Origin of the sequence: Kluyvera sp. CRP (genome assembly GCF_019930565.1) — a bacterium.
GTDB lineage: Bacteria > Pseudomonadota > Gammaproteobacteria > Enterobacterales > Enterobacteriaceae > Kluyvera > Kluyvera georgiana_A.
In genome coordinates, this window is the sequence record NZ_CP082841.1 from 4,931,021 (window position 1) to 4,956,478 (window position 25,458).

The following is a 25,458-nucleotide window of genomic DNA, read 5'->3' on the forward strand; positions in this document are numbered from 1 at the left end:
GTACTTTGTTTTTAAAACAATAAGATAGCTGGATTCTCCCGCCCTTCTGCTGCTACCTTTTGCCGGTCATGAGGTCTCATCTACGCGGTTCAACGTTGGAGAAAATAATGAAAAGAGCCGTTAATGCCCTACAAAATTTTGGTAAATCCCTCTACGGCCCGGTCCTGATTCTGCCGATTGTCGGGCTGTTTATCGCCTTCGGCAACGTGCTGGGCAACGGCAGTCTTGCAGAGTACGTCCCTTTTCTGGGCTACTCTGCGGTCCAGCATCTGGGGCAGCTGATCGCCAAATCCGCCGTTTCGCTATTGGTGAATCTGGCGATGATCTTTGCTGTCGGTATTCCCATCGGCCTCGCCGCTCGCGATAAAGGCTATGCCGCACTGCTGGGGCTGGTGACGTTTATTGTGTTTATCAACGCGATGAACTTCACGCTGCAATGGCAGGGCGAACTGGCCCCGGCTGACCAGATGCGCACCGCCGGGCAAAGTATGGTGCTGGGCGTACAGGTACTGGAGATGGGCGTTTTCGCCGGGATCCTCACCGGCGCGCTGACTGGCTATCTCTACAACCGTTACTCCGGCGTGCAGTTCTCCGGGGCGATGGCTATCTACTCCGGTCACTGTTTTGTCACCATCATCATTCTGCCGGTGGCGATTATCCTTGGCGTGGTGATGAGCGAACTCTGGCCATGGGCGCAGCACGGTATCAGCGCGCTGGCGCTGGCGATTAAAGGCTCCGGCCCGTTCGGGGTGGCGATTTACGGTTTCCTCGAACGTATTCTGGTGCCAACCGGTCTGCACCACCTGGTCTATACCCCATTTTTGTATACCGAACTGGGCGGTTCGCACGAGGTCTGCGGCAACCTGTACCAGGGCGCGCGCAACATCTACTTCGCTGAAATGGCCTGCCCTGACGTCAAACAGTTGAGCAGTACCGTGGTGTGGGACGCGCGCGGCATCAGCAAAATGTTCGGCTTACCTGCCGCCGCGCTGGCGATGTACGTCACCGCGAAACCGGAACGTAAAGCCGCGGCGAAAGCCATTCTCATTCCAGCGGCGCTGACATCGCTGCTGGTCGGCGTGACCGAGCCGATTGAGTTTTCCTTCCTGTTCGTTGCGCCGCTGCTGTTTGTGGTGCACGCCGTGCTGACCGGCATCGGCATGATGTTGTTCTCGCTGTTCGGCGTCCACGCCATCGGGGCCAACGGCATTATCGATTTTATTCTCTACAACCTGCCGCTGGGGACGGAGAAATCCAACTGGCCGATGTACATCGTGGTCGGGCTGATTATGTTCGCGCTCTACTTCGTCATCTTCCGCTTCCTGATCCTACGCTTCAACATGAAAACGCCGGGCCGCGAAGAGGATGACCAGCAGACGAAGCTCTACAGCAAGCAGGAGTATCAGGCGAAGGGCAATAACGATGGGCTGGGCACCAGCATCATTGAAGGATTAGGCGGGCGCGACAACATTGAGGTGGTGGATAACTGCTACACCCGGCTGCGCGTCACCGTGAAGGACATCGCACGAATTAACGAGCCACAGCTCAAGGCAACCGGTGCGAAAGGCATTATTAAACAAGGTAACAACGTTCAGGTGGTCTACGGGCTGCACGTCAAAAAAATGCGAGAAGCCGTTGAGACGTTTCTCTGAAGGAGGCTATAACATGTTGAAATCCCCATTTATTCTGGCTATCGCCGGCGGTGGCAGCACCTATACGCCGGGCATTGTCAAAAGCCTGATGGTACGCCTGAGCGACTTCCCGCTGGCGGAAATTCGCCTCTACGATATTGATGAAGCGCGGCAAAACACCATCGCCCCGGTGGTGGAAAAGGTGATTCGCGACCATAGCCAGAGCATCAAATTTACCGTGACCACCTGCCCGGAAACGGCATTTAGCGGCGCGCACTTCGTCTTTGCCCAGATGCGTGTCGGCCAGTACAAAATGCGCGAGCAGGATGAAAAAATTCCGCTACGCCACGGCGTGGTCGGCCAGGAGACCTGCGGGCCTGGCGGCCTGGCCTACGGCCTGCGCACCATTCTGCCGATGGTAGAGCTGATTGACCTCGTTGAGCGCTACGCCGATCCCAAAGCGTGGATCGTCAACTATTCCAACCCGGCGGCGATTGTGGCCGAAGGCATTCGCCGTCTGCGTCCACAGGCGCGAGTGTTGAACATCTGCGATATGCCGGTGGCAGCCATGCGCAATATGGGGGCGATTCTCGGCGTCGACCGCCACAAGCTCGATGTGGATTACTTTGGTCTCAACCACTTTGGCTGGTTTACCCAGGTTCGGGTCGATGGCGAAGACAAACTGCCTGAGTTACGTCGCCACGTGGCGAAATTCGGCCTGCTGACCGAAGACGCCGCGCAAACGGACCCGCAGCATGCCGATCCGTCATGGGTGAAAACCTGGCGCAATATCAAACCAATTATGGATTGCTTCCCGGAATATCTGCCGAACCCGTATCTGCAGTATTACCTGATGCCTAACCAAATCGTCGAGCATCAGAACCCGGACTACACGCGCGCCAACGAAGTGATGGACGGGCGAGAGAAGAAGCTGTTTGCAGCAGCCGTAGAGTATCAGCAAACCGGTATTTTGCCGGATGCTTTTCACGTTGGCGTGCACGGTGAGTTTATCGTTGAAGTGGCCCGTTCTCTGGCCTTTGATTTACGCCAGCGCCATTTAGTGATCGTCGAAAACCAGGGCGCCATCGCCAATCTGCCGGACGATGCGATGGTAGAAGTCCCGGCCTACATCACCGCCAATGGCCCGGAGCCGGTGCGGATGGGCAATGTGCCGCTGTTCCACCAGACATTGTTGATGCAGCAACTGGCCTCGGAGCAGCTGTTGGTTGAAGCCACGCTTGAGGGCAGCTATGAAAAAGCGTTGCAGGCCTTTACCCTCAACCGCACCGTGCCGACAATGGAACACGCGCGCGCCATTCTTGACGAGATGATTGTCGCCAACCGGGATTACTGGCCGCAGCTGCAACATGCCTGGCAAAATGGTGAGGCAACGCGCTAATAAACCGCGGGTCGCTTGTCGGTGTGAGCAAAAACACCGACAATCTCTCTATGATTCATCAATGGAGGGTACCATGACCACTTCGTTTTTTGTTGCCGCCGACTGGCTGGCTGAGCACGTTGATGACCCGGAAGTACAAATTATCGACGCCCGTATGGCGCCGCCGGGACAAGAACATCGCGATCTGCACGCGGAATACCGCGCCGGGCATCTGCCGGGCGCGGTCTTTTTTGATATTGAAGCCCTCTCCGACCACACCTCGCCGCTGCCGCATATGATGCCGCGCCCGGAGGCATTCGCCGTCGCCATGCGCGAGCTGGGCGTCAGCCGCGATAAACACCTGGTGATTTACGACGAAGGCAACCTGTTCTCCGCACCGCGCGCTTGGTGGATGCTGCGTACCTTTGGCGCAGAGCGGGTCTCTATTCTGGCCGGGGGGCTGGCCGGCTGGCAGCGCGACGATCTGCTGCTCGAGCAGGGAGACGTACAAAGCGCTGAGGGCGAGTTTGAGTCTACATTCCATGCCGAAGCAGTCAAACGACTGACCGACGTGCTGTTGGCCAGCCATGAAGGCTCCGCGCAAATCGTCGACGCCCGTCCGGCGCCGCGCTTCAATGCCCAGGTTGATGAACCGCGTCCTGGACTGCGTCGTGGGCACATTCCCGGCGCGCGCAACGTGCCCTGGGGCGATCTGGTGGTGGACGGTGAGCTAAGAACCACCGACCAGCTCGAAGCTATCTTTGCTCGTCAGGGTGTCGACTTACATCAGCCGATTATCGTGAGCTGCGGTTCCGGTGTGACGGCGGCGGTGGTCGCACTGGCGCTGGCCACGCTTGAGGCCGACGACGTAACCCTGTACGACGGGTCCTGGAGTGAATGGGGTGCCCGCACCGACCTGCCGATAGAGCCTGTGCAGTAATGGATAATCGCCTGGCAACGCTGCTGACGCGCGGAGCGTCCTTAACCCGCGCGGAGTATCGGGTGCTGGCGCATTTGACAGAGCATCCGCTGCTGGTGGGCAAGATCACCGTCCGTCAGCTGGCGCAGGCGACATTTGTCTCCACGGCAACCATTATGCGGCTGTGTCAGAAGCTGGGCTTTAGCGGCTACAGCGAGTTTATTTGGCACTGTAAAAGCCTGCTGGCGGAAACGCCGCATATCGCGGCGCATCGCACTGAGTCCTGCGCGGAATTTCCCGAGCTGTTCAACCGCTTTATCGCCAACTACCAGCAGTCTTTTCAGTGGGCAACGGCGGACAAGCGGCAGCAGTTTACCCGCCTGCTGCGCGAGCAGGAGAGCTTCTTTCTCTATGGCGCAGGATTTTCTTATCTCTTTGCCGAGTACCTGACGAAAAAGCTGCAGGTGCTTGGCAAAACGGCCTTTATTTCCGGCCCGGGCGATAGCCGGAACATCTTTCTCAGTAACGCCGCGCGCTACCAGGTGTTTATCGCGGTGTCGCGCAGCGGCGAAACCGAGCAGGTGCTGGATAAAGCGCGTATCGCCCGCAACGTGGGCATGACGGTCGTCGCCTTCACCCGCGCCTCCGCCAATACCCTGGCGGGACTGGCGGATCTGCATTTTGCACTGTATGACGAAGCCGCGCATTTTGCCGCCGAAGCGGCGGATATCACGTCATTTGAGTCCAATCTGGTACTGTTGATGGATTTACTGCTGCTGGAGGCGACGGGATAAATTTCCCCGCTCGTCGGATATTTCACGTTTTTCAGCCACAAAAAAACCGCCTGTAACAGCGGTTATTTTGTGCTGGTCCGGTTCGCGGCCTTTCCAGCAAGCTACATTGCTAAAGCAATGCAGGCACACCATAGTGTGCATCATAGTGGCTTTAAAATCGGATAAAGTCAAGGTAGTAACAAGAGTGACTATTTGGCTGTTGATGTATAATCCATCCCGGCCCTTTCCGCCGTCTCGCAAACGGGCGCTGGCTTCGGGAAAGGATGTCCCATGGCCGTAAATGCAGGCACACCATAGCGCTTGCTATCGCAACATTATCGCCAGCGGTGCTGCTGTGATGCGGTCTTCGCATGGACCGCGCAATGAACAGACGATACTTCTGTATCGTGCTGATTGTTTCTGCCGCCTTGTTTCTTCGCACCGACAGCGAACGGAGTCACTCCGTCAGCGCTGTTGGCGTGATAAGCAACGCGCAGGGCAAGTAAGCCAGGATGCCGCCCTTCGGGGCGGCTTTCCTCGGGTCAGATAATCCGGTTCTGCTTAAAATCGCGCAGGAAGCTGCCCCAACGTTTTTCATAGAACGGCGTGATGTGCGCCAGCATAAAGTGGCTGATCCCCGGCTCGCCTTCCACCACCTGGCAGATATCAATCGGCTCATCACCCGGCAGGGTGTCGGTGGCGACGCTGCCCGCGGCGTGGATAATCTCTTCGATATCCCCTTCCGCTTCAATGCCAATCAGCAGGTTTGGCTGCTCGTCCGCATGCTCTTTAATCGAGCACAGGAACGCGCGTTTGACCGTTTTCAGGGTTTTGAACAGCGTGGTGAGCGATTCCACCATCTGTGCCGGTGGCTCCGCCACTTCAGAAAGCAACAGCGCGCTACCGCCTTCCAGTACTTCCTGCGTACTGAGCGGGTTACCCTCTTCACCAATCAGGTGGCTGATTTCACGCGGGGTGAACTCTTTGCCGGTCGGCAGTTTGGCGTTGAGGAACAGCGTCTCGCCGAGGGTCATTTCAAACAGCGAGCGTACTGGCATGACGACGAACGACTGCTCGATGGTTACCGCCTGTTTCAGGGCTTCCAGTGAGGTGAAGAACGGGATAACGGAGGTGCCGTCATCTTTTTCCCAGTGCTGTAGCTCTAAGGCGCTGTCGTCGACAACCTGCTGGTCATCGGCGGCGGCGCCGGGTACCCAGACGGTAGACTCCAGCAGGGTGCGGAAAAACGCCGGGCGATGAGCAGGTTCCGTCGCCGCTTGTTCCAGCAGCGTTTCGAGTTCGTTTTTGGTTTCGGACATAGTGGTTCCAGAAGGTATGGGTATATTCCCCTCACCCCGGCCCTCTCCCCAAAGGGGCGAGGGAGAAAACCGAACAGTCCCCTCTCCCCTTTGGGGAGAGGGTTAGGGTGAGGGGAACAAATTACTCGGCAGTCAACAGGTTAGCAATCGTCCGCACGCCCAGCCCGGTCGCGCCCGCCGACCACTGCTCAACGGCAGCTTTACGGTAGGTCGCGGAGCAGTCGATGTGCAGCCAACCTTCATGATAATTTTCCACGAAGTGGGACAGGAAGCCCGCCGCCGTGCTCGCGCCCGCCGGGTAGGCCGCGCTGCCGGTGTTGTTCAGTTCAGCAAAGTTAGATGGCAGCTGGTGACGATGGAACTCAGCCAGCGGCAGACGCCAGAAGGCTTCATTTTCCGCACTGGCGCTCGCCAGCAGGCGGTTAGCCAGCTTATCGTCAAAGCTGAACAGCGCGTGGTAATCATTACCCAGCGCGGTTTTTGCCGCCCCGGTCAGGGTCGCCGCATCGATAATCAACTCCGGTTTCTGCGCGCTGGCGTCAATCAGGCCATCGGCCAGCACCAGACGCCCTTCCGCATCGGTGTTCATCACTTCCACATTTTTACCGTTACGGTAGTGGATGATATCGCCCAGCTTGAATGCATTGCCGCTGATCAGGTTGTCCGCACAGCACAGGTACAGTTTTACACGCTTGTTTAGACCACGGGTGATCGCCAGCGCCAGCGCGCCGGTCACGGTCGCCGCGCCGCCCATGTCGGACTTCATGGAGTCCATGAATGCGCTCTGTTTGATGCTGTAGCCGCCAGAGTCGAAGGTAATACCTTTACCGACCAGGCAGGCGTAAACCGGCGCGTCTTTATCGCCCGTTGGGTTGTAATCCAGCGCCAGCAGAACCGGCGGACGTTCAGAACCACGGCCTACGGTATGCAGGCCAGCGTAGCCCTGCTCGCGCAGATCTTCACCTTTGGTGATGCGATAAGAGACGTTGTCGCACGCCACGCCGCACAGCAGATCTACCGCACGCTGCGCCAGTTGCTCCGGGCCTAACTCTTCCGCCGGGGCGTTGATGGTATCGCGAACCCAGTCGATGTAGGTCAGACGGTTATCCAGCTCCTGGCGCTGTGCATCGTCAAGCTCAGGCCATGCAACCTGACGGGTGCCTTTCGGCCCTTTGTAACCCGCCCAGAAAGCCCAGGCGAGGTCAACGTTCCAGCCTTCACCGCTTAGCGCAACATGCTTGATGCCCATGCCGTCGATTTTACGCGCCGCGCGCTGGATAAGGCCCGCATCGTCGCGGCCGGTCAGGTGCAGGGTAATCCCTTCATCATTAATGCTATAGGCCGCTTTGTCACCCCAGCGCGCATCGGCTGGCTGGGTAGACAGGGTAATTTTCATCGCTTCTGTCATTTTATTTATCCTTATTAGCAAACGGGCCGCCGAATGGCAGCCCGTTAGATCTTTTGCTAAATGATTCGCGTTGCAGGAAGGCGGCAAGTGAGCGAATCCCCGGGAGCATAGATAACTATGTGACTGGGGTGAGCGAACGTAGCCAACGCACCTGCGGCGCGAATCATGACGCAAAAATTATTCTGCTTCATCCAACCAGACTAGCAGAATTGCCTCAAGAATTTTTTCATTTGATGCCTGAGGATCGTCATCAAAGTCTTCGAGGTCGCAAATCCACTGGTGCATGTCGGTGAAACGTACCGTTTTCGGATCGGTATCCGGGAAGGTATCGTAAAGCGCTTCACCGATTTCACGGCTATCAGTCCACTTCAGTCCCATACTATCCTCTTAGTGCTCGCGCGCGTGGTTAATTGTGTAACGCGGAATTTCGACCACCAGGTCTTCATCCGTGACGCGGGCCTGGCAGCTCAGGCGGCTATCCGGTTCCAGCCCCCAGGCTTTGTCCAGCATATCGTCTTCGTCTTCGGTGCTTTCCGGCAGCGAGTCGAAACCTTCACGCACGATGCAGTGGCAGGTGGTGCAGGCACAGGATTTTTCACAGGCGTGTTCAATCTCGATACCGCTACGCAGCGCGGCATCCAGAATGGTTTCACCGGTCTCAGCTTCCACAACTACGCCATCCGGGCACAGGTCCTGGTGGGGCAGAAAAACAATCTTTGGCATATTAAACCTCGTCCACGGATTGGCCTTTCAGCGCGACACGAACGGATTGGTCCATGCGGCGAGCGGCAAATTCCTGGGTTTGTTTGTCAACGTTTTTAATGGCTTGTTCGATGGCGTCAGTGTCATTGCCCTCAGCTACCGCGCTCAACGCCGCAGCGGCCTCGTCAATTTCCTGACGCTCTGCGGCACTTAACAGCGCGGCATCGGCGGCAAGCGCGCTGTGCAGGCTTTCCAGCACGCGCGCCGCTTCCACTTTCTGCTCGGCCAGCATACGCGCTTTCACGTCCTGCTCGGCATAGCTCATGGAATCCTGAATCATAGTGGCGATTTCACCGTCGGTCAGACCGTAGGACGGTTTCACCTGGATAGACGATTCCACGCCGGTGGATTTTTCCATCGCCGTGACGCTCAGCAGACCGTCAGCATCCACCTGGAAGGTGACGCGAATGTGCGCACCGCCCGCCGGGAGAGCCGGAATACCGCGCAGCGCAAAGCGCGCCAGCGAACGGCAGTCCTGTACCAGTTCGCGTTCGCCCTGCATCACGTGGATGGACATCGCGGTCTGGCCGTCTTTAAAGGTGGTGAATTCCTGCGCGCGGGCCACCGGGATGGTGGTGTTACGCGGGATAACCTTCTCTACCAGGCCGCCCATGGTTTCGAGGCCCAGAGAGAGCGGGATCACGTCGAGCAGCAGCATTTCGCTGTCCGGCTTGTTGCCGACCAGAATATCGGCCTGAACAGCGGCGCCAATCGCCACCACTTTATCCGGGTCGATAGAGGTCAGCGGTGTGCGGCCAAAGAATTCGCCCACGCGCTCACGCACCAGCGGTACGCGAGTCGAACCGCCGACCATCACCACTTCCAGCACCTCTTCGGCTTCCACGCCCGCATCTTTCAGCGCACGGCGGCAGGCCAGCAGGGTGCGCTTCACCAGCGCGGAAATCAGATCGTTAAACTGTTCGCGGGTCACTTCGCCTTTCCAGCCAGCCACCTCAACGGTGACGCTGTCAGCATCGCTCAGGGCGATTTTGGCGGCGATGGCGGCATCAAGCAGCTCGCGCTGTACGCGATTGTCGCTGCGATCGGCAATGCCTGCCTGTTCGCGAATGTAATCTGCCAGCAGGTGGTCGAAATCGTCACCGCCCAGCGCGGAGTCTCCGCCGGTGGCCAGCACTTCAAACACACCGCGGCTGAGACGCAGAATCGAGATATCGAAGGTACCGCCGCCCAGATCGTAGACGGCAATCACCCCTTCCTGACCGGAATCGAGGCCATAGGCAATCGCCGCGGCAGTCGGTTCGTTCAGCAGGCGCAGCACGTGCAGGCCAGCCAGACGCGCAGCGTCTTTGGTGCCCTGACGCTGTGCATCGTCAAAGTAAGCGGGAACGGTAATCACCACGCCGTCGAGTTCGCCATCAAGCGTTTCGGTGGCGCGCGCCGCCAGCGCTTTGAGAATATCAGCCGAGACGCGGATCGGGTTGAGTACACCGGCGTTGGTTACCAGCATCGGCAGGCCGTTTTCACTGGACTGGAACTGGTAAGGCAGGTGCGGGTAACGCGTCTGGATATCCGCCAGCGAGCGGCCCATCATGCGTTTTACGGAGCTAATGGTGTTGGCCGGGTCCAGCGCGGCGTTGGTACGCGCATCATAGCCGACCACGTGGCCCTGCGCCTGATAGTGCACAACAGAAGGCAGCAGGTGACGCCCCTGATTGTCGGCCAGCGTTTCCGCCTGACCGCTACGCACGGTAGCAACCAGGGAATTGGTGGTGCCTAAGTCAATGCCAACCGCCAGACGACGCTGGTGCGGCGCGGCGCTCAGACCCGGCTCACTAATTTGTAATAAGGCCATGTTAAGCTTCCAGAATCAGAAATCGAGCAGCTTTTCTTCGAGTAATTCAGCGCTGCTTTGGAGTTTATCGAGAAAACGCAGTTTACGTACGGTATCCGCCGCCGCGTCCCACGTCTGCGAATCAAGTTCCGCCACCATCTGCTGCTGGCGCTGGCTGTACATCGCTTTGATGCGTTTAAGCAGCGCTTCCAGACGGTCAGCGTCTTTCGCCTGTTCAATCTCGTCCAGCTCTTCACGCAGCTCCAGCTGTTCCATCAGGAACGCGGTATCGCGTACGGTATGCTGTTCGGAGGCCAGATCGAAGCCGTGCAGGGAGAGCAGATATTCGGCGCGCGTCAGCGGCTGACGCAGCGTTTGCCATGCCTGGTTGATATTCGCGGAGCGCTGGACCGCCGCGAGCTGTTCAGCTTCGCTGGCGCTGGCAAAACGGTCGGGGTGATTCTGACGCTGCAGGTCCTGGAAGCGTGCCGCGAGGGCCTGAGTGTCTACGTGATAACCGGCTGGCAATCCAAAGAGAGTGAAGTAATCCATGACGTTCTCAGGGTTAACTATTTAAAACAAACCCCACGCACAGCAGTGGCGCTATGGTGGGGTTGGCAGGACACAAAATCAGACGTTAAAGCTTTCGCCGCAACCACACTCGTCTTTCACGTTCGGGTTAGTAAATTTAAACCCTTCGTTGAGACCTTCTTTGACGAAGTCGAGCTGCGTGCCATCAAGAAATTGCAGGCTCTTACCGTCGATGACCACCTTCACGCCCTTGTCTTCGAAAACGGTGTCTTCTGCCGCCGGCTCGTCAACAAATTCCAGTACATAGGCCATACCTGAACAGCCGGACGTTCTGACGCCCAGACGCAGACCAAACCCTTTACCGCGGTTTGCCAGGAAGGTATTGACTCGCGCTGCTGCACTGTCGCTTAAGGTAATCGACATAAAAACCTCAACTCTTCTTAATTATTTTGCTTCACGTTTGCTTTTGTAATCCGCAATAGCGGCTTTAATCGCGTCTTCTGCCAGGATAGAACAGTGAATTTTCACCGGCGGCAGCTCAAGCTCGTCGGCGATATCGGTATTTTTAATCGCCTGTGCTTCGTCCAGGGATTTCCCTTTGACCCACTCGGTGACGAGGGAGCTGGAAGCAATGGCGGAACCGCAGCCGTAGGTCTTGAAACGCGCGTCTTCAATGATACCTTCATTGTTGACTTTAATCTGCAACTTCATCACATCGCCGCAAGCCGGCGCACCGACCATACCGCTGCCGACGCTCTCGTCGCTGTTGTCGAAGGAACCTACGTTACGTGGGTTCTCGTAATGATCGATTACTTTTTCGCTGTAAGCCATGATGAATTCTCCTTATCGGTACCGATTAATGATGTGACCATTCAATGCTGTTCAGATCCACGCCCTGCTTGAACATTTCCCACAGCGGAGAAAGGTCGCGCAGACGGCCAATGGAGTTGCGAACCAGATTGATGGTGTAGTCAATCTCTTCTTCGGTAGTGAAACGACCTAAAGAGAAACGAATGGAGCTATGCGCCAGCTCATCGGTCATGCCCAGTGCGCGCAGCACGTAGGATGGCTCAAGGCTTGCGGAAGTACATGCAGAACCGGAGGAAACCGCCAGGTCTTTCAGCGCCATAATCAGCGATTCGCCTTCAACGTAGTTAAAGCTCACGTTGAGGATGTTCGGTGCGCCCTGCTCAAGGTCACCGTTCAGGTAAACCTCTTCCATATCCTTCACGCCGTTCCACAGACGGTTACGCAGACCGCGCAGACGGGCCATTTCGGTCTCCATCTCTTCTTTCGCGATACGGTAAGCTTCGCCCATGCCGACGATCTGGTGAACAGGCAGGGTGCCGGAACGCATGCCGCGCTCGTGACCGCCGCCGTGCATCTGCGCTTCGATACGGATACGCGGTTTACGACGAACGTACAGCGCGCCGATACCTTTCGGGCCGTAGATTTTGTGACCGGAGAAGGACATCAGGTCAACTTTCAGCTGGCTCAGGTCGATAGGCAGTTTGCCCACGCTCTGGGTGGCGTCAACGTGATAGATGATGCCGCGCGCACGGCACATTTCGCCGATAGTCGCGATATCCTGCACCACGCCGATTTCGTTGTTCACGTGCATGATGGAGACGAGGATGGTGTCGTCACGCATCGCCGCTTCGAGCTCTTTGAGATCGATAATGCCGTTGCGCTGCGGTGCCAGGTAAGTGATTTCGAAACCTTCACGCTCGAGCTGACGACAGGTGTCCAGCACGGCTTTGTGTTCGGTTTTACTGGTGATGATGTGCTTGCCTTTTTTCTGATAAAAGTTGGCTGCACCTTTAATCGCCAGGTTGTCAGATTCTGTCGCGCCGGAAGTAAAGACGATCTCACGCGGGTCGGCACCCACGAGGTCGGCAATCTGGTTACGGGCGATATCTACCGCCTCTTCAGCCTGCCAGCCGAAACGGTGTGAACGAGAAGCCGGGTTACCAAAGGTCCCGTCCAGGGTCAGAAACTGCATCATTTTCTCGGCAACACGCGGGTCCACCGGCGTGGTTGCGGAGTAGTCGAGATAAATCGGTAATTTCATTGCTCTTTAACTCCGTACATCACTCAATGCAAGGAGTCAGGCAACCGGCTGGATGTACGACCGCGTTGACGGGAGAGTGTCCCGGCCTGACTCTGAAATCTCATTGTTATCTATAACTCGCTCTGCGCAGTACCCAGCAGAGCGGTTGGATTATGCGCGTAACTTAACGTCGATTGCGTCTTGTACGCGAGTCGTGCGGGAGGTGTCGTGCGAGTGCTGACGGCCGGACACGTCCAGAACTTCCTGGTTGTTAACCAGTTCACCAAGGGTGATGTTGTTCAGGAAACCGGTCAGACGGTCGCTCAGATCGCGCCACAGAGCGTGGGTCAAACATTTATCGCCGCCCTGGCAGCCACCTTTCCCCTGGCAGCGGGTCGCGTCAACGGACTCGTCCACTGCGCTGATCACTTCGCCAACGGCGATATGGTTTGCTTCTTTACCCAGCAGATAACCGCCGCCTGGACCACGTACGCTGGACACTAAGCCATTTTTACGCAGACGGGAGAACAGCTGCTCCAGATAGGAGAGTGAAATTCCCTGACGTTCAGAAATATCAGCCAACGGCACCGGGCCCGCTTCGGAGTTGAGTGCAACGTCCAGCATCGCGGTTACGGCATAACGCCCTTTAGATGTCAGTCTCATGTCTTACTTAACCTCAAACTCGCCCCTGCCCGGGGTTTTTAATAATATTGTGGGTATTGCATAGCAGGAGCAAGTCTGACATTCCCGACTAAATCAGTCAACTATTTACTTGAGTGATTTAGTCAGGTATTTGACGTTCCGTGCGGTATTGATCTGCCGGATGGCGCTTCGCTTATCCGGCCTACTGGCCGCTCGAGTTGTAGGCCGGATAAGCGAAGCGCCATCCGGCATTTACGCGATTACTTGCCTTTGTTCTGCTGCTCAATAGAGGCCAGAATCCCACGCAGGATGTTCAGCTCCTGACTTTCCGGACGCGCGCGGGTGAACAGACGACGCAGCTTGTTCATCACCTGCCCCGGATGGTTTTCACGAATGAAGCCCGTGGAGAGCAGCGTCTGCTCCAGGTGACCGTAGAAACGTTCGAGATCGTCCACCAGCGGGTACGGTGTTTCTTCGTGTTCCACCTTCGGTTCAGCGCTTTCCTGCGCCGCCAGCCAGGCCATACGCACTTCATAAGAAATGACCTGTACCGCCATCGCCAGGTTTAGCGAGCTGTATTCCGGGTTAGCGGCAATCGCCACGTGATAATGACATTTCTGCAGTTCGTCGTTAGTCAGACCCACACGCTCACGACCAAACACCAGCGCGACCGGCGCGTGTTCAGCTTCAGCGACGCTTTTCAGGCCGCATTCACGCGGGTCAAGCATCGGCCACGGCAGAGTACGGGAACGCGCGCTGGTGCCGACCACCAGGCTGCAACCGGCCAGCGCTTCGTCGAGTGTGTCGACGATCTGCGCGCTGCCAATGACATCGCTGGCGCCTGCCGCCAGGGCGATGGCCTGGGAGTCAGGTTTCACCAGCGGGTTAACCAGCCACAGGTTGGTTAAACCCATGGTTTTCATAGCGCGGGCAACGGAGCCCATGTTGCCGGTATGGGAGGTTTCGACCAGCACGATTCGGATATTTTGCAGCATTGTCATTCTTCGTCTAAAGATTATTCGGCCATATTACCATAAAGCTGAGACAGAATCCGAATTCGCTGCTATGATATGCGCCGTTTTCCCGTTCTTTAACATCCAGTGAGAGTAACCTGATGCATCCGATGCTGAACATCGCCGTGCGCGCAGCGCGCAAGGCGGGTAACCTGATTGCCAAAAACTACGAAACGCCAGAAGCTGTTGAAGCGAGCCAGAAAGGCAGCAACGATTTCGTGACCAACGTTGATAAAGCAGCCGAAGCGGTAATTATCGACACCATTCGCAAATCTTACCCGCAACACACCATCATCACCGAAGAAAGCGGTGAACACGTTGGCGAAGATCTGGATGTACAATGGGTTATCGATCCGCTGGATGGCACCACCAACTTCATCAAACGTCTGCCACACTTCTCAGTTTCCATTGCCGTACGCATTAAAGGCCGTACTGAAGTGGCTGTCGTTTACGATCCGATGCGCAACGAACTGTTCACCGCCACTCGCGGCCAGGGCGCACAGCTCAACGGTTACCGTCTGCGCGGCAGCACTGCCCGCGATCTGGATGGCACCATTATCGCCACCGGTTTCCCGTTCAAAGCCAAGCAGCACGCGACCGCTTACATGAACATCCTCGGCAAAATGTTTACCGAGTGCGCGGACTTCCGCCGTTCCGGTTCCGCCGCGCTGGATCTGGCCTACCTGGCCGCTGCGCGCGTTGACGGTTACTTCGAAATCGGCCTGAAGCCGTGGGACTTCGCCGCGGGCGAACTGATTGCACGTGAAGCGGGCGCGCTGGTTTGCGATTTCGTTGGCGGTCACAACTACATGATGACCGGTAACATCGTTGCCGGTAACCCACGTGTGGTGAAAGCCATGCTGGCGAACATGCGCGACGAACTGAGCGAAGCGCTGAAGCGCTAAGTTCATACCGCGTGTCATTAAGAAGCCCGTTCGCGGGCTTCTTTTTTATCCCCTTCCCCAGAATTATCTCTATTCCCGTTGTCGCCAAATCCGTCGTCTATACTTAGCCTTTTGTTAGCCAAAAGGAGAGCGAACATGACAATTCACAAGCACGGTTCCGCACACTGGTCAGGTGATATCAAACACGGAAAAGGGACGGTTTCTACCGAAAGTGGCGTTCTTAACCAGCAGCCTTATGGCTTTAATACCCGTTTTGAAGGCGCTAAAGGAACTAACCCGGAAGAACTGATTGGCGCGGCTCACGCGGCCTGTTTTTCGATGGCGTTATCATTGATGCTGGGCGAAGCAGGCTATACCGCAGATTCTATTGATACCACGGCGGACGTGTCGCTGGATAAAACCGACGGTGGCTTTGCCATTACCAAAATCGCGCTGCAAAGTAAGGTGGCGGTCCCTGGTATTGACGCGCAACAGTTCGATGGCATTATCCAGAAAGCTAAAGCCGGTTGCCCGGTATCACAGCTGCTAAAAGCGGAAATTACGCTGGATTATACGTTGAACTAACGCGAAACCGCTGATTCTGGCGCCCCTGATAAAAGAGGCGCAGATGAGGTATGCCACAGAAGAACTGCCCTCAATGCCCTGTTTTCGGGCTCAGACCGTTTTATGTCCCTCGACATCAACGCTAAAACGGTCTCAGCCCTCTGCCCACCGGCACCGCGCTCAGCCACATGACCACCGCCGCGGCAATCAGAATAACGCCGCCCGCTAAGGCCAGCGTCGTCCAGCCCACCTGCCGCCACAGCACCGGTGTTTTATTGCCGCTCAGCTTCACCGCCAGCGTACGGAAACCGTGAACCAACAGCGCCAGCGACGAGATGGTGAGTGACGTCCCTGCCGCCATCGCCAGCGCCGAAGCAACGCCCCAGCTAAAGACGCCAATCACTTTACTGAACAGCAGTACCATAATGGCGCCGGAACAAGGGCGCATTCCCATCGAAAGAATAATCATCAGCCGCGCGCGCCAGTCGTCGCTCTGTTCAAGCTGCTGCGGGTTCGGCAAATGCTGGTGTCCGCAGCCACAGCCGTCATGGTGAACATGATGCGGCGTAAAGGCGGTGAATTTCGGTTTACGCAGTAGTAAGCGCAGCTTTTTCAACGCCCGCCAGCACAGCAGTAGCCCCAGTACGCCTACCAGCGCGTAACTCCCCTTTTCCAGCCAGAAGCTGCTGAGATGCAGCTGCCGCGCCGGAAGCCGTAATACGGTGAGCACAATAACCACCAACGCAATCGCCACCAGCCCCTGTAATAATGAGGAAGCCAGCGTCAGACCGATGCTCGACTTGAGTTTTGACGGATGGGTCGCCAGCCAGGTGGTAATCACCACTTTGCCGTGTCCCGGCCCCAGCGCGTGCAACACGCCGTAGGCAAAGCTGAACAGCAGCAGCGCGCCGCCCGCCTGGGTGGGATTATCAGCCACCGCTTTCAGTAGACCGCTCATCTGCTGGTTGACGTCACGCTGCCAGATAACGCTTTTCAGCATCACCTGCGGCCACGCCTGCCACAGCCAGAACAGCCCTACAGCGGCAGCAACAAGAAACAGCGCCAGCGGCCAGAGCGAGACCCAGCGGCGCGGCGGACGGCGTCGGTTAACGGAAATCACTGACATTGCACGGTCACCTTCTGGGCAAACTGTTTTCCCAGCTCCATATCCTCCTCCGGCGCGTCTTCTTTATCGAGCGACTGCGCGTAGGAGAGCATCTCTTCGTTGGGCTGCGGCGTGTGCACACGAACCTTGCACGCGCCTTTAAAATCTGCGGCAAACGCCACGTCGCTGTCTTTTTCGTAGCTCATATCAACATAATAGGTCGGGTCAAAGGTGGAAAAAGTATAGGTTTGCCCCGCCAGCGGTTGCGGTGAGGCCAGCGGCAGCGTGAAGGTCAATACCGCCTGATGCCCCTGACGCGCCAGACCGTAGTCTTCAGGCAGATTGTTAAACTTCACCTTTTTTCCGTTGTGCCAGAACTCGGTGAAGTAATGCTGCCCCAGCACGTTGGCCATCACCTCCGCCGCCAGTTTTTTCCATACCTCATCCCCCGGCTTTGCATTACCCGCGTCGTACAGCAGGTCGGCCGAGGTGAGTTCATCCATCACCCAACGCATTTTCATGCCGGTAAGCGCGCCATCGCTCACCACCAATTGATTGGTGATGGTGATAAAACTGTGCGGATGCGCCCTGGCGTTTAATGATAAAAACGCAAGAAACACCATTACCGCGCATTGTTTCACTCTCTTCATCCGTTCCTCAGTGAAAAATTCTGTGAGCGTCGCCAGCATTCCTTAGCGAAAGCGCCGTGGTCGCCGCTATCTTTTGTCTATCCTTAATCCTGGTTACCTAAAACTGGATCTAGCTGATGATGACCGTACTTGAACCGCCATCTGTGCTTTCCAGTCCCCAGCGCCGCTGCCAGGCGCTGCTGATGCTGTATCTCCCAGGGCATACCATTACCGCGGAATACATTGGCATGGTGAATAATGTCGATGTTTCAACCGCCCGGCAAGATATCGTTGACGCCGGCGAGGAGATTGAGCGTTACCATCGTCTGGCAATCGCCACTCAGGCGGATGGCAGCTATCGGATTGAAGGCACCACCCTCGACCTGCGCCTGTGTCTGTTGCATTGGCTGCGCCGTGCGCTGCGGCTATGCCCGCAGTTTGTCGCCAACCATTTTACACCGGCTATCAAAACGCAGCTGAAACAGCTGAAAATTGCCCGAACGCTGTATGATGAAACCAACCTCCAGGCGCTGGTTAACCGCTGTGCCCGTAGCCTGGAGCGCGAGTTTGAGTGCCGGGACGGTCAGTTTTTACGCCTGTATTTACAATATTGTCTGCTGCAACATCATCAGGGTGTCAGCCCCCGGTTCACAACATTGCAAAGCGCCTGGACCCAATCGACCGACGAATACCAGATGGCGGCGGATATCGTGCGCCACTGGCAGCGCCGTGTTATGCAGACGCCTGACCCTTATGAACAGCATTTCCTCGCCCTACTCTTTATGCTGTTGAAAATCCCCAATCCGCACGACGATAGCCGCCAGCAGGAGCAGCAGCTACATCTGGCGATATCCCATCTGGTCGATCGCTTCCAGCAGCTTGCCGGATGTCACTTTACCGACGAACGCGCGCTGCACAACCAGCTTTATGTTCATTTATCGCAGGCGCTCAACCGCTGTGTGTTCGGGATCGGCATCGATCATCATCTACCGGAGGAGATCCATCGCCTCTATCCGCGTTTAATTCGCACCACCCGCAGCGCGCTGGCTGATTTTGAAACGCGTTACGCCCTGCGCTTCAGCGATGACGAAGCGGCGCTGATTGCGGTTATTTTCGGCGCGGGGTTGATGCAGGAGAGCGAGCTGCACGAGAAACAGGTGGTATTACTGACCGGCGATAACCCGGCGCTGGAACAGGAGATTGAGCAGCAGTTGCGGGAGCTGACCCTGCTGCCGCTCAACGTGAAATATCTGGCGGCGCATATTTTCCAGAAAGAAGGGGCGCCAAAGGACAGCACGCTGGTGATATCGCCTTACGCGATTGTGCTGCCGCTGTTTTCGCCGCCGCTGATCCACGCCGAGCAGTCGCTCAGCGAACATCAGCAGCAGCGTATCTGCCAGATCCTCGAAACCTAGCGGACGACGGCTTTTGGCCGCAGCACCAGCGCAGGCAGGGCCACCAGCGCCATCACCCAGAACAGCCCCTGGTGCAGATGCTGGTAGAGGAAGCCCGCAAACATGGTCATCACCGCAATGCTGCCGCCCATTGCCACCGCCGAGTAGACCGCCTGCAGGCGAATCACTTCGCTGCCCTGGCGCGCGGCAATGTAGCGCATAGCCGCCAGATGGCAGACGGTGAAGGTGCCGCAGTGGAGGATCTGAATCAAAATCAGCCACGGTAAGCTGGTGGTCCAGCCCATCAGCCCCCAGCGAATCACGCCGCAAATGGCGGAGAGCAGCAGTAAGTCCCGCGCGCTAAAGCGACGAAACACTTTTTTGCTCAGGGCAAAGGTCAGCACTTCCGCCACCACGCCTAACGACCAAAGATAGCCAATTGCCGACGCCGAGTAGCCTGCGCCTTCCCAGAAAATCGCGCTAAAACCGTAATAGGCGGCGTGCGCGCCTTGCAGCAGGCTAACGCAGGCAAGGAAACGCCAGTTTTGTACCACCAGCGCGCGCCAGGCCGGCCAGCCCACTGATTCCTGGTGACGGGACTCGCCGAGCGGCATCACCGACGGCTTCAGCAACATGCCCAGCAGCATCGAAGCAACGCCCAGACTCAGCATCAGCAGAATCACATGATAGTCAAACAAGCTCACCAGCTTGCCGGTCAACGCCGAGCCAATCACAAAGGCAATCGACCCCCACAGGCGCACCCGGCCATAGTCCATGGTTATCTGTTTTTGCCAGGTATTGGCCAGCGCATCGGTCAGCGGCACCAGCGGTGAGAAAAAGAGGTTGAACCCGATCATCACCACCATCAGCCACGCTACGTTGCTGCCCGCCCAGAAGGCCAGCGCGAACAGCAGCGTCATCAACGCCAGAATGCGCAGAACGCTAATCAGTTTCGAGGGGTCGCTCACGCGCGGCGCAATCAGCAGGCTGCCGAGAAAACGGGCCACCAGCCCGGCGCCGAGCAGCAAACCGATGGTTTCGGGAGAGAGCCCCGCGCCTTTGAGCCAGACGCTCCAGAAAGGCAGAAAAATACCGTAGCTAAAGAAGTAGGTGAAGTAACTGAGCGCCAGCCAGCGCGTGGAGTGCAAAACCATGGGTTCCTCCCGTTATGGAGGCGATAGTCTAATGACTCTCTCCATATTCTGGAGAGTACTAACGCAGGTAGTTACCAGAAAATTGTGACGAGCATCACCTTCCTTCTTTATCACTCCAGAGTTGTCCGCCCAAACGGCAGCCGCTGAGAAGCACGCCCGCGTTAAGCTTCAACCAACGGTCTTTGCGCCAGCTCGATAAAATCCCTTAGGGCGGGCTTTAGCTCGCCCTTTTTCCACGCCATCAGCAGCGCCAGCGTCGGCGCTTCGCCTTTAATTGGCCGAAAAACCACCTGTCCGGTATTAAAATTATTCATATAACCGGGTATCAAAGTGGCCCCCAGTCCCATACCAACGAGGTTCATGGTCACCAGGATATTGGTCGCCACCTGTACGATATTCGGCTGGCTGCGCTCTTTCTCAAACCACGCGTTGACTACCGATGAAAGTTCGCCGGAATAGTCCGGGTCGGTGGTGACAAAGTTCACACCGTGTAACTGCTGGGCGGAAATACTCTCCTCGCGGGATAGTGGATGACCTACCGGCAGCACCACCACCAGCGTTTCATGAAACAGCTCAATAAATTCAATATCCTGCCCGTGAACAGGATAACGCATCAGCCCGACGTCCAGTTCACCGCTCCGCAGCTTCTCTTCTTGCTGCGTGGTAATCAGGCTTGCCAGCTCGATATGGGTTTCAGGCTGACGCAGACGCAGCATCGGCAGCACCTTTGGCAGCAGATTCACCTCGGCGGAGGGGACAAAGCCAATCGCCAGATGGTCGTTATTCAGCGCCGCTTTACGCGCCCGCAGCTTGGCCTGTTCCGCATTGTCCAGAATGGCCTGCGCATCCTGCAAGAAACACTCACCGGCTGCCGTGAGGGTCACTTTGCGCTTGTCGCGTTCCAGCAACGCGACGCCCACGCACTGCTCCAGATCGCGTATTTGACTACTCAGGGAGGGCTGCGAGGTGTGCAATTTCTCTGCGGCTCGGGTGAAGTTTAACTCCTGCGCCACCGCGACGAAGTAGCGTAGGTGCCTCAGTTCCATGTCCCTCTCCTTGTTATCGAAAAAACGTCTCAGCTGGTAGATATTTACTATTTCACAGATTGATAACTAACCAGCAACATCCTTAGGGCACAAAAAAAGAAGGTCAATACATCTTAGCTTTCAGGATTAAAAAATATGACCACACCCTCAAATTTAGACATCTACCAACTGATTGATACCCAACACGGTCGCGTAACCCCACGAATTTATACCGACCCTGACATTTACCAACTGGAGCTGGAACGCATCTTCGGACGCTGCTGGCTGTTTCTGGCCCACGAAAGCCAAATCCCCAAACCGGGCGATTTCTTTAACACCTATATGGGCGAAGACGCCGTGGTGGTGGTGCGCCAGAAGGACGGCAGCATCAAGGCGTTTCTCAACCAGTGTCGCCACCGCGCGATGCGCGTGAGTTACGCCGACTGCGGTAACACCCGCGCCTTCACCTGCCCATATCACGGCTGGTCGTATGGCATTAACGGCGAGCTGATCGACGTGCCGCTGGAGCCACGCGCCTACCCGCAAGGGCTGTGCAAATCCCACTGGGGGCTGAACGAAGTGCCGTGCGTCGAGAGTTACAAAGGGCTGATTTTCGGTAACTGGGATACCAGCGCGCCGAATCTTCGCGATTATCTCGGCGACATCGCCTGGTATCTCGACGGCGTGCTGGATCGCCGTGAAGGCGGCACCGAAATCGTCGGCGGCGTGCAGAAGTGGACCATCGACTGTAACTGGAAATTCCCCGCCGAACAGTTCGCCAGCGACCAGTATCACGCGCTGTTCAGCCACGCTTCCGCCGTGCAGGTACTGGGCGCGAAGGATGACGGCAGCGATAAGCGCCTCGGCGACGGTCAGACCGCCCGCCCGGTGTGGGAAACCGCCAAAGACGCGCTGCAGTTCGGCCAGGACGGACACGGCAGCGGCTTCTTCTTTACCGAGAAACCGGACGCCAACGTCTGGGTCGACGGTGAAGTCTCCAGCTACTATCGCGATACCTATGAAGAGGCCGAGCAGCGTCTGGGCAAGGTACGCGCGCTGCGTCTCGCCGGTCACAACAACATTTTCCCCACCCTCTCCTGGCTGAATGGCACCGCCACGCTGCGCGTCTGGCACCCTCGCGGGCCGGACAAAGTCGAAGTATGGGCGTTCTGCATCGCCGATAAAGCCGCTTCTGATGAAGTCAAAGCCGCTTTTGAAAACAGCGCCACCCGCGCTTTCGGACCGGCGGGGTTCCTTGAGCAGGACGATTCGGAAAACTGGTGTGAAATTCAAAAATTGCTCAAAGGCCACCGGGCACGCAACACCAACCTGTGCCTGGAGATGGGGCTCGGCCAGGAAAAACGTCGTGAAGACGGCATTCCAGGGATCACCAACTACATCTTCTCGGAAACCGCCGCCCGCGGCATGTATCAGCGTTGGGCCGATTTATTAAGCAGCGAAAGCTGGCAGGAAGTGCAGGAAAAAACCGCCGCATACCAGCAGGAGGTGATCAAATGAGCGCGTTAGTCTCCCCTGAGCTGCATCACCGCATCAGCCAGTTCCTGTATGAAGAAGCGCGTCTGCTGGACGACTGGCAGTTTCGCGACTGGCTGGCGCAACTGGATGAAGAGATTCGCTACACCATGCGTACCACGGTGAATGCCCAGACGCGCGACCGCCGTAAAGGCGTACAGCCGCCGACCACCTGGATTTTCAACGACAACAAAGACCAGCTTGAGCGCCGCATCGCGCGGCTGGAAACCGGCATGGCGTGGGCGGAGGAGCCACCTTCCCGCACCCGCCACATGATCAGTAACCTGCAGGTGAGCGAAACCGACCAGCCGGACGTGTTCGCCGTGCGCCTTAACTATCTGCTGTACCGCGCGCAAAAGGAGCGTGATGAAACGTTCTACGTCGGTACACGCGTGGATAAAGTCCGCCGTCTGCCTGACGACACGTGGCGTCTGCTGGCACGAGAGATCGTGCTCGATCAGGCGGTGATCACCTCCCACAACCTGAGCATCCTTTTCTGATGAACCGTATTTTGGCCTGCTCCGCCACGGAGCTACCGGAGGGGGAAGCCCTCCGCCTGGACACCTCGCCCGTCATCGCGCTGTTCCATATCGGCGGCGAGTTTTATGCCATTAACGACCGCTGTAGCCACGGCAACGCCTCGATGTCAGAGGGCTATCTGGAAGACGATGCGACGGTGGAATGCCCGCTGCACGCCGCCAGCTTCTGCCTGAAAACCGGCAAAGCGCTGTGCCTGCCCGCCACCGATCCGCTCACCACCTATGCGGTGCATGTGGAAGGCGGCGAGGTGTTTATTGATTTACCCGAGGAGGCCTGATGAGCGATTTACGCGATAACGTTGTGTTTATTACCGGCGGCGGTTCCGGGCTGGGGCTGGCACTGGTCGAACGCTTTATTGAAGAAGGTGCGAAGGTTGCCACGCTGGAACTTTCGCCAGCCAAAGTCGCCAGCCTGCGCCAGCGCTTTGGCGATCATGTGTTGGCGGTAGAAGGTAATGTCACCTGTTATGCAGACTACCAGCGCGCGGTAGATCAGATCCTCAGCAATTTTGGCAAACTGGACTGCTTTATCGGCAACGCCGGGATCTGGGATCACAACGCTTCCCTGGTGAATACGCCTGCGGATGCGCTGGAGAGCGGCTTCCACGAGCTGTTTAACGTTAACGTGCTGGGTTATCTGCTGGGCGCGAAAGCCTGCTCTCCCGCACTTATCGCCAGCGAAGGCAGCATGATTTTTACCCTCTCTAACGCGGCCTGGTATCCGGGCGGCGGTGGGCCGCTGTATACCGCCAGCAAGCACGCGGCCACCGGGCTGATTCGCCAGTTGGCCTACGAGCTGGCGCCGAAGGTGCGGGTGAACGGTGTCGGCCCATGCGGCATGGCCACCGATCTGCGTGGCCCGCAGGCGCTCGGTCAGAACGATACCTCAATAATGCAGTCGCTGACGCCGGAGAAAATTGCCGCCATTCTGCCGCTGCAGTTCTTCCCGGAACCGGCTGACTTCACCGGCCCGTACGTGATGCTGGCTTCACGCCGCAACAACCGTACGCTAAGCGGCGTGATGATCAACGCCGATGCCGGGCTGGGGATCCGTGGGATCCGCCACGTGGCTGCCGGTCTGGATCTGTAAGGAGCGAGCATGAGCGAACAGATTATTGCCATTATCGGCGGCGGCCAGGCGGGGGCGATGGCCGCCGCCGCGCTGCGACAGCAGGGGTTTAGCGGGCCGCTGCATCTTTTCTCCAACGAAATGCATTTGCCTTACGAGCGCCCATCGCTCTCGAAGGCCATGCTGCTGGACGATAACCCACAGCTTCAGCCAGTTCTGCCCGCCAACTGGTGGCAGGAACACAACGTGCAGTTGCATATGGGCGTCACGATACGGGAGATCGATCGCGCTACCCGCACGCTAACGCTCGCCGATGGGCAAACCTACCGCTGGTCACAGCTGCTGCTGGCGACCGGGGCCGCCGCCAGGCCGTTGCCGCTGCTGGATGCGCTGGGCGAGCGCTGCTTTACCCTGCGTCATGCCGGCGATGCCGAGCGCCTGCGCATAGCGTTACAGCCGGGCAAAGCCATCGTGATTGTCGGGGCGGGCACCATCGGCCTGGAGCTGGCGGCCAGCGCCACCCAGCGTGGCTGTCGGGTGACTGTGGTCGAACTGGCGGATACGGTGATGGGCCGCAATGCCCCGACTCCGGTACGCGATTATCTGCTTGCACGCCACCAGTTAGCGGGCGTGCGGGTGCTGCTCAACAGCGCCATTGAGCACGCTGAAGCGGGCGAGTTCCTCTCGCTTACCCTGCAAAATGGCGAAACGCTACAGGCTGATGCCGTGGTTTACGGTATCGGGATCGTGGCCAACGATGCTCTGGCCCGCGACGCGGGGCTGGAAACCGCTAACGGTATTATTGTCGATAGCACCTGTGCCACCGCCGACCCGGCCATTTTCGCCGCCGGTGATGTGGCGCTCACTCGTCAGCCAGACGGCTCGTTAAGGCGCATCGAAAGCTGGGAAAATGCCAACTTCCAGGCTCAGGTCGCCGCCGCTGCCATGCTCGGTTTACCCGTGCCGGATGCCACCCCGGGCTGGTTCTGGACCGATCAATACAGTGATAACCTGCAGTTTGTTGGCGAAATGCAGGGAGAAAACTGGTTATGTCGTGGTGAACCAGGCGACAGGAAAGCCATTTGGCTTCAGCTACGTGAAGGCGCGCTGGCAGGCGCGGTAGCACTAAACAACGGACGCGAAGTACGCGTGCTGCGTAAGCTGATTCAGTCAGGACACGTAGTCAGTGAAGACGCCCTTTGTGATGAAAGCGTACCCTTAAAGTCGCTATAGCAGGTGCGCATGACGGCCCCTTCTTATCGCTACGGCGAAGGGGCCATACCAAAGTACCATCCAATCTACTGATTTTTCGCCCCTGTGTGGCAGGCCACAAAATTGTGTATT

At 57.4% G+C, this 25,458-nt stretch carries 28 protein-coding genes; 13 read left to right on the top strand and 15 right to left on the bottom strand.

Features of this window, described 5'->3' with window-relative positions; genetic code table 11:
• Positions 1–107: 107 nt before the first annotated feature.
• The 5 genes from K7B04_RS23320 to timP all read left to right on the top strand — a co-directional run bounded on the left by K7B04_RS23320 (position 108) and on the right by timP (position 5,207).
• Positions 108–1,652: a PTS transporter subunit EIIC gene (locus K7B04_RS23320; protein ID WP_223803128.1), complete on the top strand. Its 1,545-nt coding sequence runs from the start codon at positions 108–110 to the stop codon at positions 1,650–1,652.
• Positions 1,653–1,665: 13 nt separating this feature from the next.
• Positions 1,666–3,030: a 6-phospho-alpha-glucosidase gene (locus K7B04_RS23325; RefSeq protein WP_167575239.1), complete on the top strand. Its 1,365-nt coding sequence runs from the start codon at positions 1,666–1,668 to the stop codon at positions 3,028–3,030.
• Positions 3,031–3,103: 73 nt separating this feature from the next.
• Positions 3,104–3,949, top strand: coding sequence for a 3-mercaptopyruvate sulfurtransferase (gene sseA, locus K7B04_RS23330; RefSeq protein ID WP_163448279.1), 846 nt, complete (start codon positions 3,104–3,106; stop codon positions 3,947–3,949).
• Positions 3,949–4,722 carry a MurR/RpiR family transcriptional regulator gene (locus K7B04_RS23335; RefSeq protein ID WP_163448280.1) on the top strand — a complete coding sequence of 258 codons (774 nt, stop codon included), beginning with the start codon at positions 3,949–3,951 and terminating at the stop codon, positions 4,720–4,722. Before sseA ends, K7B04_RS23335 begins: the two co-directional genes overlap by 1 nt.
• Positions 4,723–5,084: 362 nt before the next feature.
• Positions 5,085–5,207 carry a small toxic inner membrane protein TimP gene (gene timP, locus K7B04_RS24490; RefSeq protein WP_249221866.1) on the top strand — a complete coding sequence of 41 codons (123 nt, stop codon included), beginning with the start codon at positions 5,085–5,087 and terminating at the stop codon, positions 5,205–5,207.
• Between the two features lie 36 nt (positions 5,208–5,243).
• Here timP and sseB read toward each other — a convergent pair whose 3' ends face one another.
• The 11 genes from sseB to trmJ form a co-directional block, all read right to left on the bottom strand.
• Positions 5,244–6,020 (bottom strand): enhanced serine sensitivity protein SseB, encoded by a 777-nt coding sequence (gene sseB / locus K7B04_RS23340; protein WP_163448281.1) that lies wholly within the window; start codon positions 6,018–6,020, stop codon positions 5,244–5,246.
• A 121-nt stretch (positions 6,021–6,141) separates the two neighbouring features.
• Positions 6,142–7,428 carry an aminopeptidase PepB gene (gene pepB, locus K7B04_RS23345; protein ID WP_223803129.1) on the bottom strand — a complete coding sequence of 429 codons (1,287 nt, stop codon included), beginning with the start codon at positions 7,426–7,428 and terminating at the stop codon, positions 6,142–6,144.
• A gap of 177 nt (positions 7,429–7,605) precedes the next feature.
• Complete coding sequence (gene iscX / locus K7B04_RS23350; protein WP_064543522.1) at positions 7,606–7,806, bottom strand: Fe-S cluster assembly protein IscX; 201 nt, start codon at positions 7,804–7,806, stop codon at positions 7,606–7,608.
• A 9-nt stretch (positions 7,807–7,815) separates the two neighbouring features.
• Positions 7,816–8,151, bottom strand: a complete 336-nt coding sequence (gene fdx / locus K7B04_RS23355) for an ISC system 2Fe-2S type ferredoxin (protein WP_015963427.1) — start codon at positions 8,149–8,151, stop codon at positions 7,816–7,818.
• 1 nt (position 8,152) lies between these two features.
• Positions 8,153–10,003 (bottom strand): Fe-S protein assembly chaperone HscA, encoded by a 1,851-nt coding sequence (gene hscA, locus K7B04_RS23360; protein ID WP_163448283.1) that lies wholly within the window; start codon positions 10,001–10,003, stop codon positions 8,153–8,155.
• Positions 10,004–10,018: 15 nt separating this feature from the next.
• Positions 10,019–10,534, bottom strand: a complete 516-nt coding sequence (gene hscB, locus K7B04_RS23365; protein ID WP_223803130.1) for a co-chaperone HscB — start codon at positions 10,532–10,534, stop codon at positions 10,019–10,021.
• Between the two features lie 78 nt (positions 10,535–10,612).
• On the bottom strand, positions 10,613–10,936 hold the full coding sequence (gene iscA / locus K7B04_RS23370) for an iron-sulfur cluster assembly protein IscA (RefSeq protein WP_004104506.1): 324 nt from the start codon (positions 10,934–10,936) through the stop codon (positions 10,613–10,615).
• Positions 10,937–10,957: 21 nt separating this feature from the next.
• Positions 10,958–11,344, bottom strand: coding sequence for a Fe-S cluster assembly scaffold IscU (iscU, locus tag K7B04_RS23375; protein WP_005120408.1), 387 nt, complete (start codon positions 11,342–11,344; stop codon positions 10,958–10,960).
• 25 nt (positions 11,345–11,369) lie between these two features.
• Entirely contained in the window at positions 11,370–12,584 is a 1,215-nt protein-coding gene (gene iscS / locus K7B04_RS23380) for a cysteine desulfurase (RefSeq protein ID WP_035891364.1), read from the bottom strand.
• 150 nt (positions 12,585–12,734) lie between these two features.
• Positions 12,735–13,226: a Fe-S cluster assembly transcriptional regulator IscR gene (gene iscR / locus K7B04_RS23385; protein WP_064543514.1), complete on the bottom strand. Its 492-nt coding sequence runs from the start codon at positions 13,224–13,226 to the stop codon at positions 12,735–12,737.
• 239 nt (positions 13,227–13,465) lie between these two features.
• On the bottom strand, positions 13,466–14,200 hold the full coding sequence (gene trmJ, locus K7B04_RS23390) for a tRNA (cytosine(32)/uridine(32)-2'-O)-methyltransferase TrmJ (protein ID WP_163448285.1): 735 nt from the start codon (positions 14,198–14,200) through the stop codon (positions 13,466–13,468).
• Positions 14,201–14,319: 119 nt separating this feature from the next.
• On the opposite strand from trmJ, the gene suhB reads away from it, so the two are divergent.
• On the top strand, positions 14,320–15,123 hold the full coding sequence (gene suhB, locus K7B04_RS23395; RefSeq protein WP_163448286.1) for an inositol-1-monophosphatase: 804 nt from the start codon (positions 14,320–14,322) through the stop codon (positions 15,121–15,123).
• A 135-nt stretch (positions 15,124–15,258) separates the two neighbouring features.
• A complete protein-coding gene (locus tag K7B04_RS23400) occupies positions 15,259–15,687 on the top strand; it encodes an OsmC family protein (protein ID WP_163448287.1) in 429 nt (142 codons plus the stop codon).
• Positions 15,688–15,808: 121 nt separating this feature from the next.
• On the opposite strand, the gene K7B04_RS23405 is transcribed toward K7B04_RS23400, so the two are convergent.
• Positions 15,809–16,792 carry a nickel/cobalt transporter gene (locus tag K7B04_RS23405; protein ID WP_223803131.1) on the bottom strand — a complete coding sequence of 328 codons (984 nt, stop codon included), beginning with the start codon at positions 16,790–16,792 and terminating at the stop codon, positions 15,809–15,811.
• Positions 16,783–17,421 carry a DUF1007 family protein gene (locus K7B04_RS23410; RefSeq protein WP_167575236.1) on the bottom strand — a complete coding sequence of 213 codons (639 nt, stop codon included), beginning with the start codon at positions 17,419–17,421 and terminating at the stop codon, positions 16,783–16,785. Before K7B04_RS23410 ends, K7B04_RS23405 begins: the two co-directional genes overlap by 10 nt.
• A 116-nt stretch (positions 17,422–17,537) precedes the next feature.
• Here K7B04_RS23410 and csiE point away from each other — a divergent pair, with 116 nt between their 5' ends.
• Positions 17,538–18,815 carry a stationary phase inducible protein CsiE gene (csiE, locus tag K7B04_RS23415; protein WP_167575235.1) on the top strand — a complete coding sequence of 426 codons (1,278 nt, stop codon included), beginning with the start codon at positions 17,538–17,540 and terminating at the stop codon, positions 18,813–18,815.
• On the opposite strand, the gene K7B04_RS23420 is transcribed toward csiE, so the two are convergent.
• Together K7B04_RS23420 and hcaR are read right to left on the bottom strand one after the other, a co-directional pair.
• A complete protein-coding gene (locus tag K7B04_RS23420) occupies positions 18,812–19,948 on the bottom strand; it encodes a 3-phenylpropionate MFS transporter (RefSeq protein ID WP_163448291.1) in 1,137 nt (378 codons plus the stop codon). The genes csiE and K7B04_RS23420 overlap by 4 nt on opposite strands.
• Positions 19,949–20,109: 161 nt before the next feature.
• On the bottom strand, positions 20,110–20,994 hold the full coding sequence (hcaR, locus tag K7B04_RS23425; RefSeq protein ID WP_223803132.1) for a DNA-binding transcriptional regulator HcaR: 885 nt from the start codon (positions 20,992–20,994) through the stop codon (positions 20,110–20,112).
• A 135-nt stretch (positions 20,995–21,129) separates the two neighbouring features.
• Between hcaR and hcaE the strand changes: the two genes are divergently transcribed.
• The 5 genes from hcaE to hcaD are packed head-to-tail and all read left to right on the top strand — an operon-like array spanning position 21,130 to position 25,347.
• Positions 21,130–22,491: a 3-phenylpropionate/cinnamic acid dioxygenase subunit alpha gene (hcaE, locus tag K7B04_RS23430; protein WP_163448293.1), complete on the top strand. Its 1,362-nt coding sequence runs from the start codon at positions 21,130–21,132 to the stop codon at positions 22,489–22,491.
• Positions 22,488–23,006, top strand: coding sequence for a 3-phenylpropionate/cinnamic acid dioxygenase subunit beta (gene hcaF / locus K7B04_RS23435; RefSeq protein ID WP_223803133.1), 519 nt, complete (start codon positions 22,488–22,490; stop codon positions 23,004–23,006). The genes hcaE and hcaF overlap by 4 nt, the downstream gene beginning before the upstream one ends.
• Entirely contained in the window at positions 23,006–23,323 is a 318-nt protein-coding gene (hcaC, locus tag K7B04_RS23440; RefSeq protein ID WP_223803134.1) for a 3-phenylpropionate/cinnamic acid dioxygenase ferredoxin subunit, read from the top strand. Before hcaF ends, hcaC begins: the two co-directional genes overlap by 1 nt.
• Positions 23,323–24,135, top strand: coding sequence for a 3-phenylpropionate-dihydrodiol/cinnamic acid-dihydrodiol dehydrogenase (gene hcaB, locus K7B04_RS23445; protein ID WP_223803135.1), 813 nt, complete (start codon positions 23,323–23,325; stop codon positions 24,133–24,135). The genes hcaC and hcaB overlap by 1 nt, the downstream gene beginning before the upstream one ends.
• Positions 24,136–24,144: 9 nt before the next feature.
• Positions 24,145–25,347, top strand: a complete 1,203-nt coding sequence (hcaD, locus tag K7B04_RS23450) for a phenylpropionate dioxygenase ferredoxin reductase subunit (RefSeq protein WP_223803136.1) — start codon at positions 24,145–24,147, stop codon at positions 25,345–25,347.
• Positions 25,348–25,458 lie beyond the last annotated feature (111 nt).

Coding starts and splice junctions, on each gene's coding strand:
- K7B04_RS23320 (WP_223803128.1), top strand. CDS start 108: ATGAAAAGAGCCGTTAATGCCCTACAAAATTTTGGTAAATCCCTCTAC.
- K7B04_RS23325 (WP_167575239.1), top strand. CDS start 1,666: ATGTTGAAATCCCCATTTATTCTGGCTATCGCCGGCGGTGGCAGCACC.
- sseA (WP_163448279.1), top strand. CDS start 3,104: ATGACCACTTCGTTTTTTGTTGCCGCCGACTGGCTGGCTGAGCACGTT.
- K7B04_RS23335 (WP_163448280.1), top strand. CDS start 3,949: ATGGATAATCGCCTGGCAACGCTGCTGACGCGCGGAGCGTCCTTAACC.
- timP (WP_249221866.1), top strand. CDS start 5,085: ATGAACAGACGATACTTCTGTATCGTGCTGATTGTTTCTGCCGCCTTG.
- sseB (WP_163448281.1), bottom strand. CDS start 6,020: ATGTCCGAAACCAAAAACGAACTCGAAACGCTGCTGGAACAAGCGGCG.
- pepB (WP_223803129.1), bottom strand. CDS start 7,428: ATGACAGAAGCGATGAAAATTACCCTGTCTACCCAGCCAGCCGATGCG.
- iscX (WP_064543522.1), bottom strand. CDS start 7,806: ATGGGACTGAAGTGGACTGATAGCCGTGAAATCGGTGAAGCGCTTTAC.
- fdx (WP_015963427.1), bottom strand. CDS start 8,151: ATGCCAAAGATTGTTTTTCTGCCCCACCAGGACCTGTGCCCGGATGGC.
- hscA (WP_163448283.1), bottom strand. CDS start 10,003: ATGGCCTTATTACAAATTAGTGAGCCGGGTCTGAGCGCCGCGCCGCAC.
- hscB (WP_223803130.1), bottom strand. CDS start 10,534: ATGGATTACTTCACTCTCTTTGGATTGCCAGCCGGTTATCACGTAGAC.
- iscA (WP_004104506.1), bottom strand. CDS start 10,936: ATGTCGATTACCTTAAGCGACAGTGCAGCAGCGCGAGTCAATACCTTC.
- iscU (WP_005120408.1), bottom strand. CDS start 11,344: ATGGCTTACAGCGAAAAAGTAATCGATCATTACGAGAACCCACGTAAC.
- iscS (WP_035891364.1), bottom strand. CDS start 12,584: ATGAAATTACCGATTTATCTCGACTACTCCGCAACCACGCCGGTGGAC.
- iscR (WP_064543514.1), bottom strand. CDS start 13,226: ATGAGACTGACATCTAAAGGGCGTTATGCCGTAACCGCGATGCTGGAC.
- trmJ (WP_163448285.1), bottom strand. CDS start 14,200: ATGCTGCAAAATATCCGAATCGTGCTGGTCGAAACCTCCCATACCGGC.
- suhB (WP_163448286.1), top strand. CDS start 14,320: ATGCATCCGATGCTGAACATCGCCGTGCGCGCAGCGCGCAAGGCGGGT.
- K7B04_RS23400 (WP_163448287.1), top strand. CDS start 15,259: ATGACAATTCACAAGCACGGTTCCGCACACTGGTCAGGTGATATCAAA.
- K7B04_RS23405 (WP_223803131.1), bottom strand. CDS start 16,792: ATGTCAGTGATTTCCGTTAACCGACGCCGTCCGCCGCGCCGCTGGGTC.
- K7B04_RS23410 (WP_167575236.1), bottom strand. CDS start 17,421: ATGAAGAGAGTGAAACAATGCGCGGTAATGGTGTTTCTTGCGTTTTTA.
- csiE (WP_167575235.1), top strand. CDS start 17,538: ATGATGACCGTACTTGAACCGCCATCTGTGCTTTCCAGTCCCCAGCGC.
- K7B04_RS23420 (WP_163448291.1), bottom strand. CDS start 19,948: ATGGTTTTGCACTCCACGCGCTGGCTGGCGCTCAGTTACTTCACCTAC.
- hcaR (WP_223803132.1), bottom strand. CDS start 20,994: ATGGAACTGAGGCACCTACGCTACTTCGTCGCGGTGGCGCAGGAGTTA.
- hcaE (WP_163448293.1), top strand. CDS start 21,130: ATGACCACACCCTCAAATTTAGACATCTACCAACTGATTGATACCCAA.
- hcaF (WP_223803133.1), top strand. CDS start 22,488: ATGAGCGCGTTAGTCTCCCCTGAGCTGCATCACCGCATCAGCCAGTTC.
- hcaC (WP_223803134.1), top strand. CDS start 23,006: ATGAACCGTATTTTGGCCTGCTCCGCCACGGAGCTACCGGAGGGGGAA.
- hcaB (WP_223803135.1), top strand. CDS start 23,323: ATGAGCGATTTACGCGATAACGTTGTGTTTATTACCGGCGGCGGTTCC.
- hcaD (WP_223803136.1), top strand. CDS start 24,145: ATGAGCGAACAGATTATTGCCATTATCGGCGGCGGCCAGGCGGGGGCG.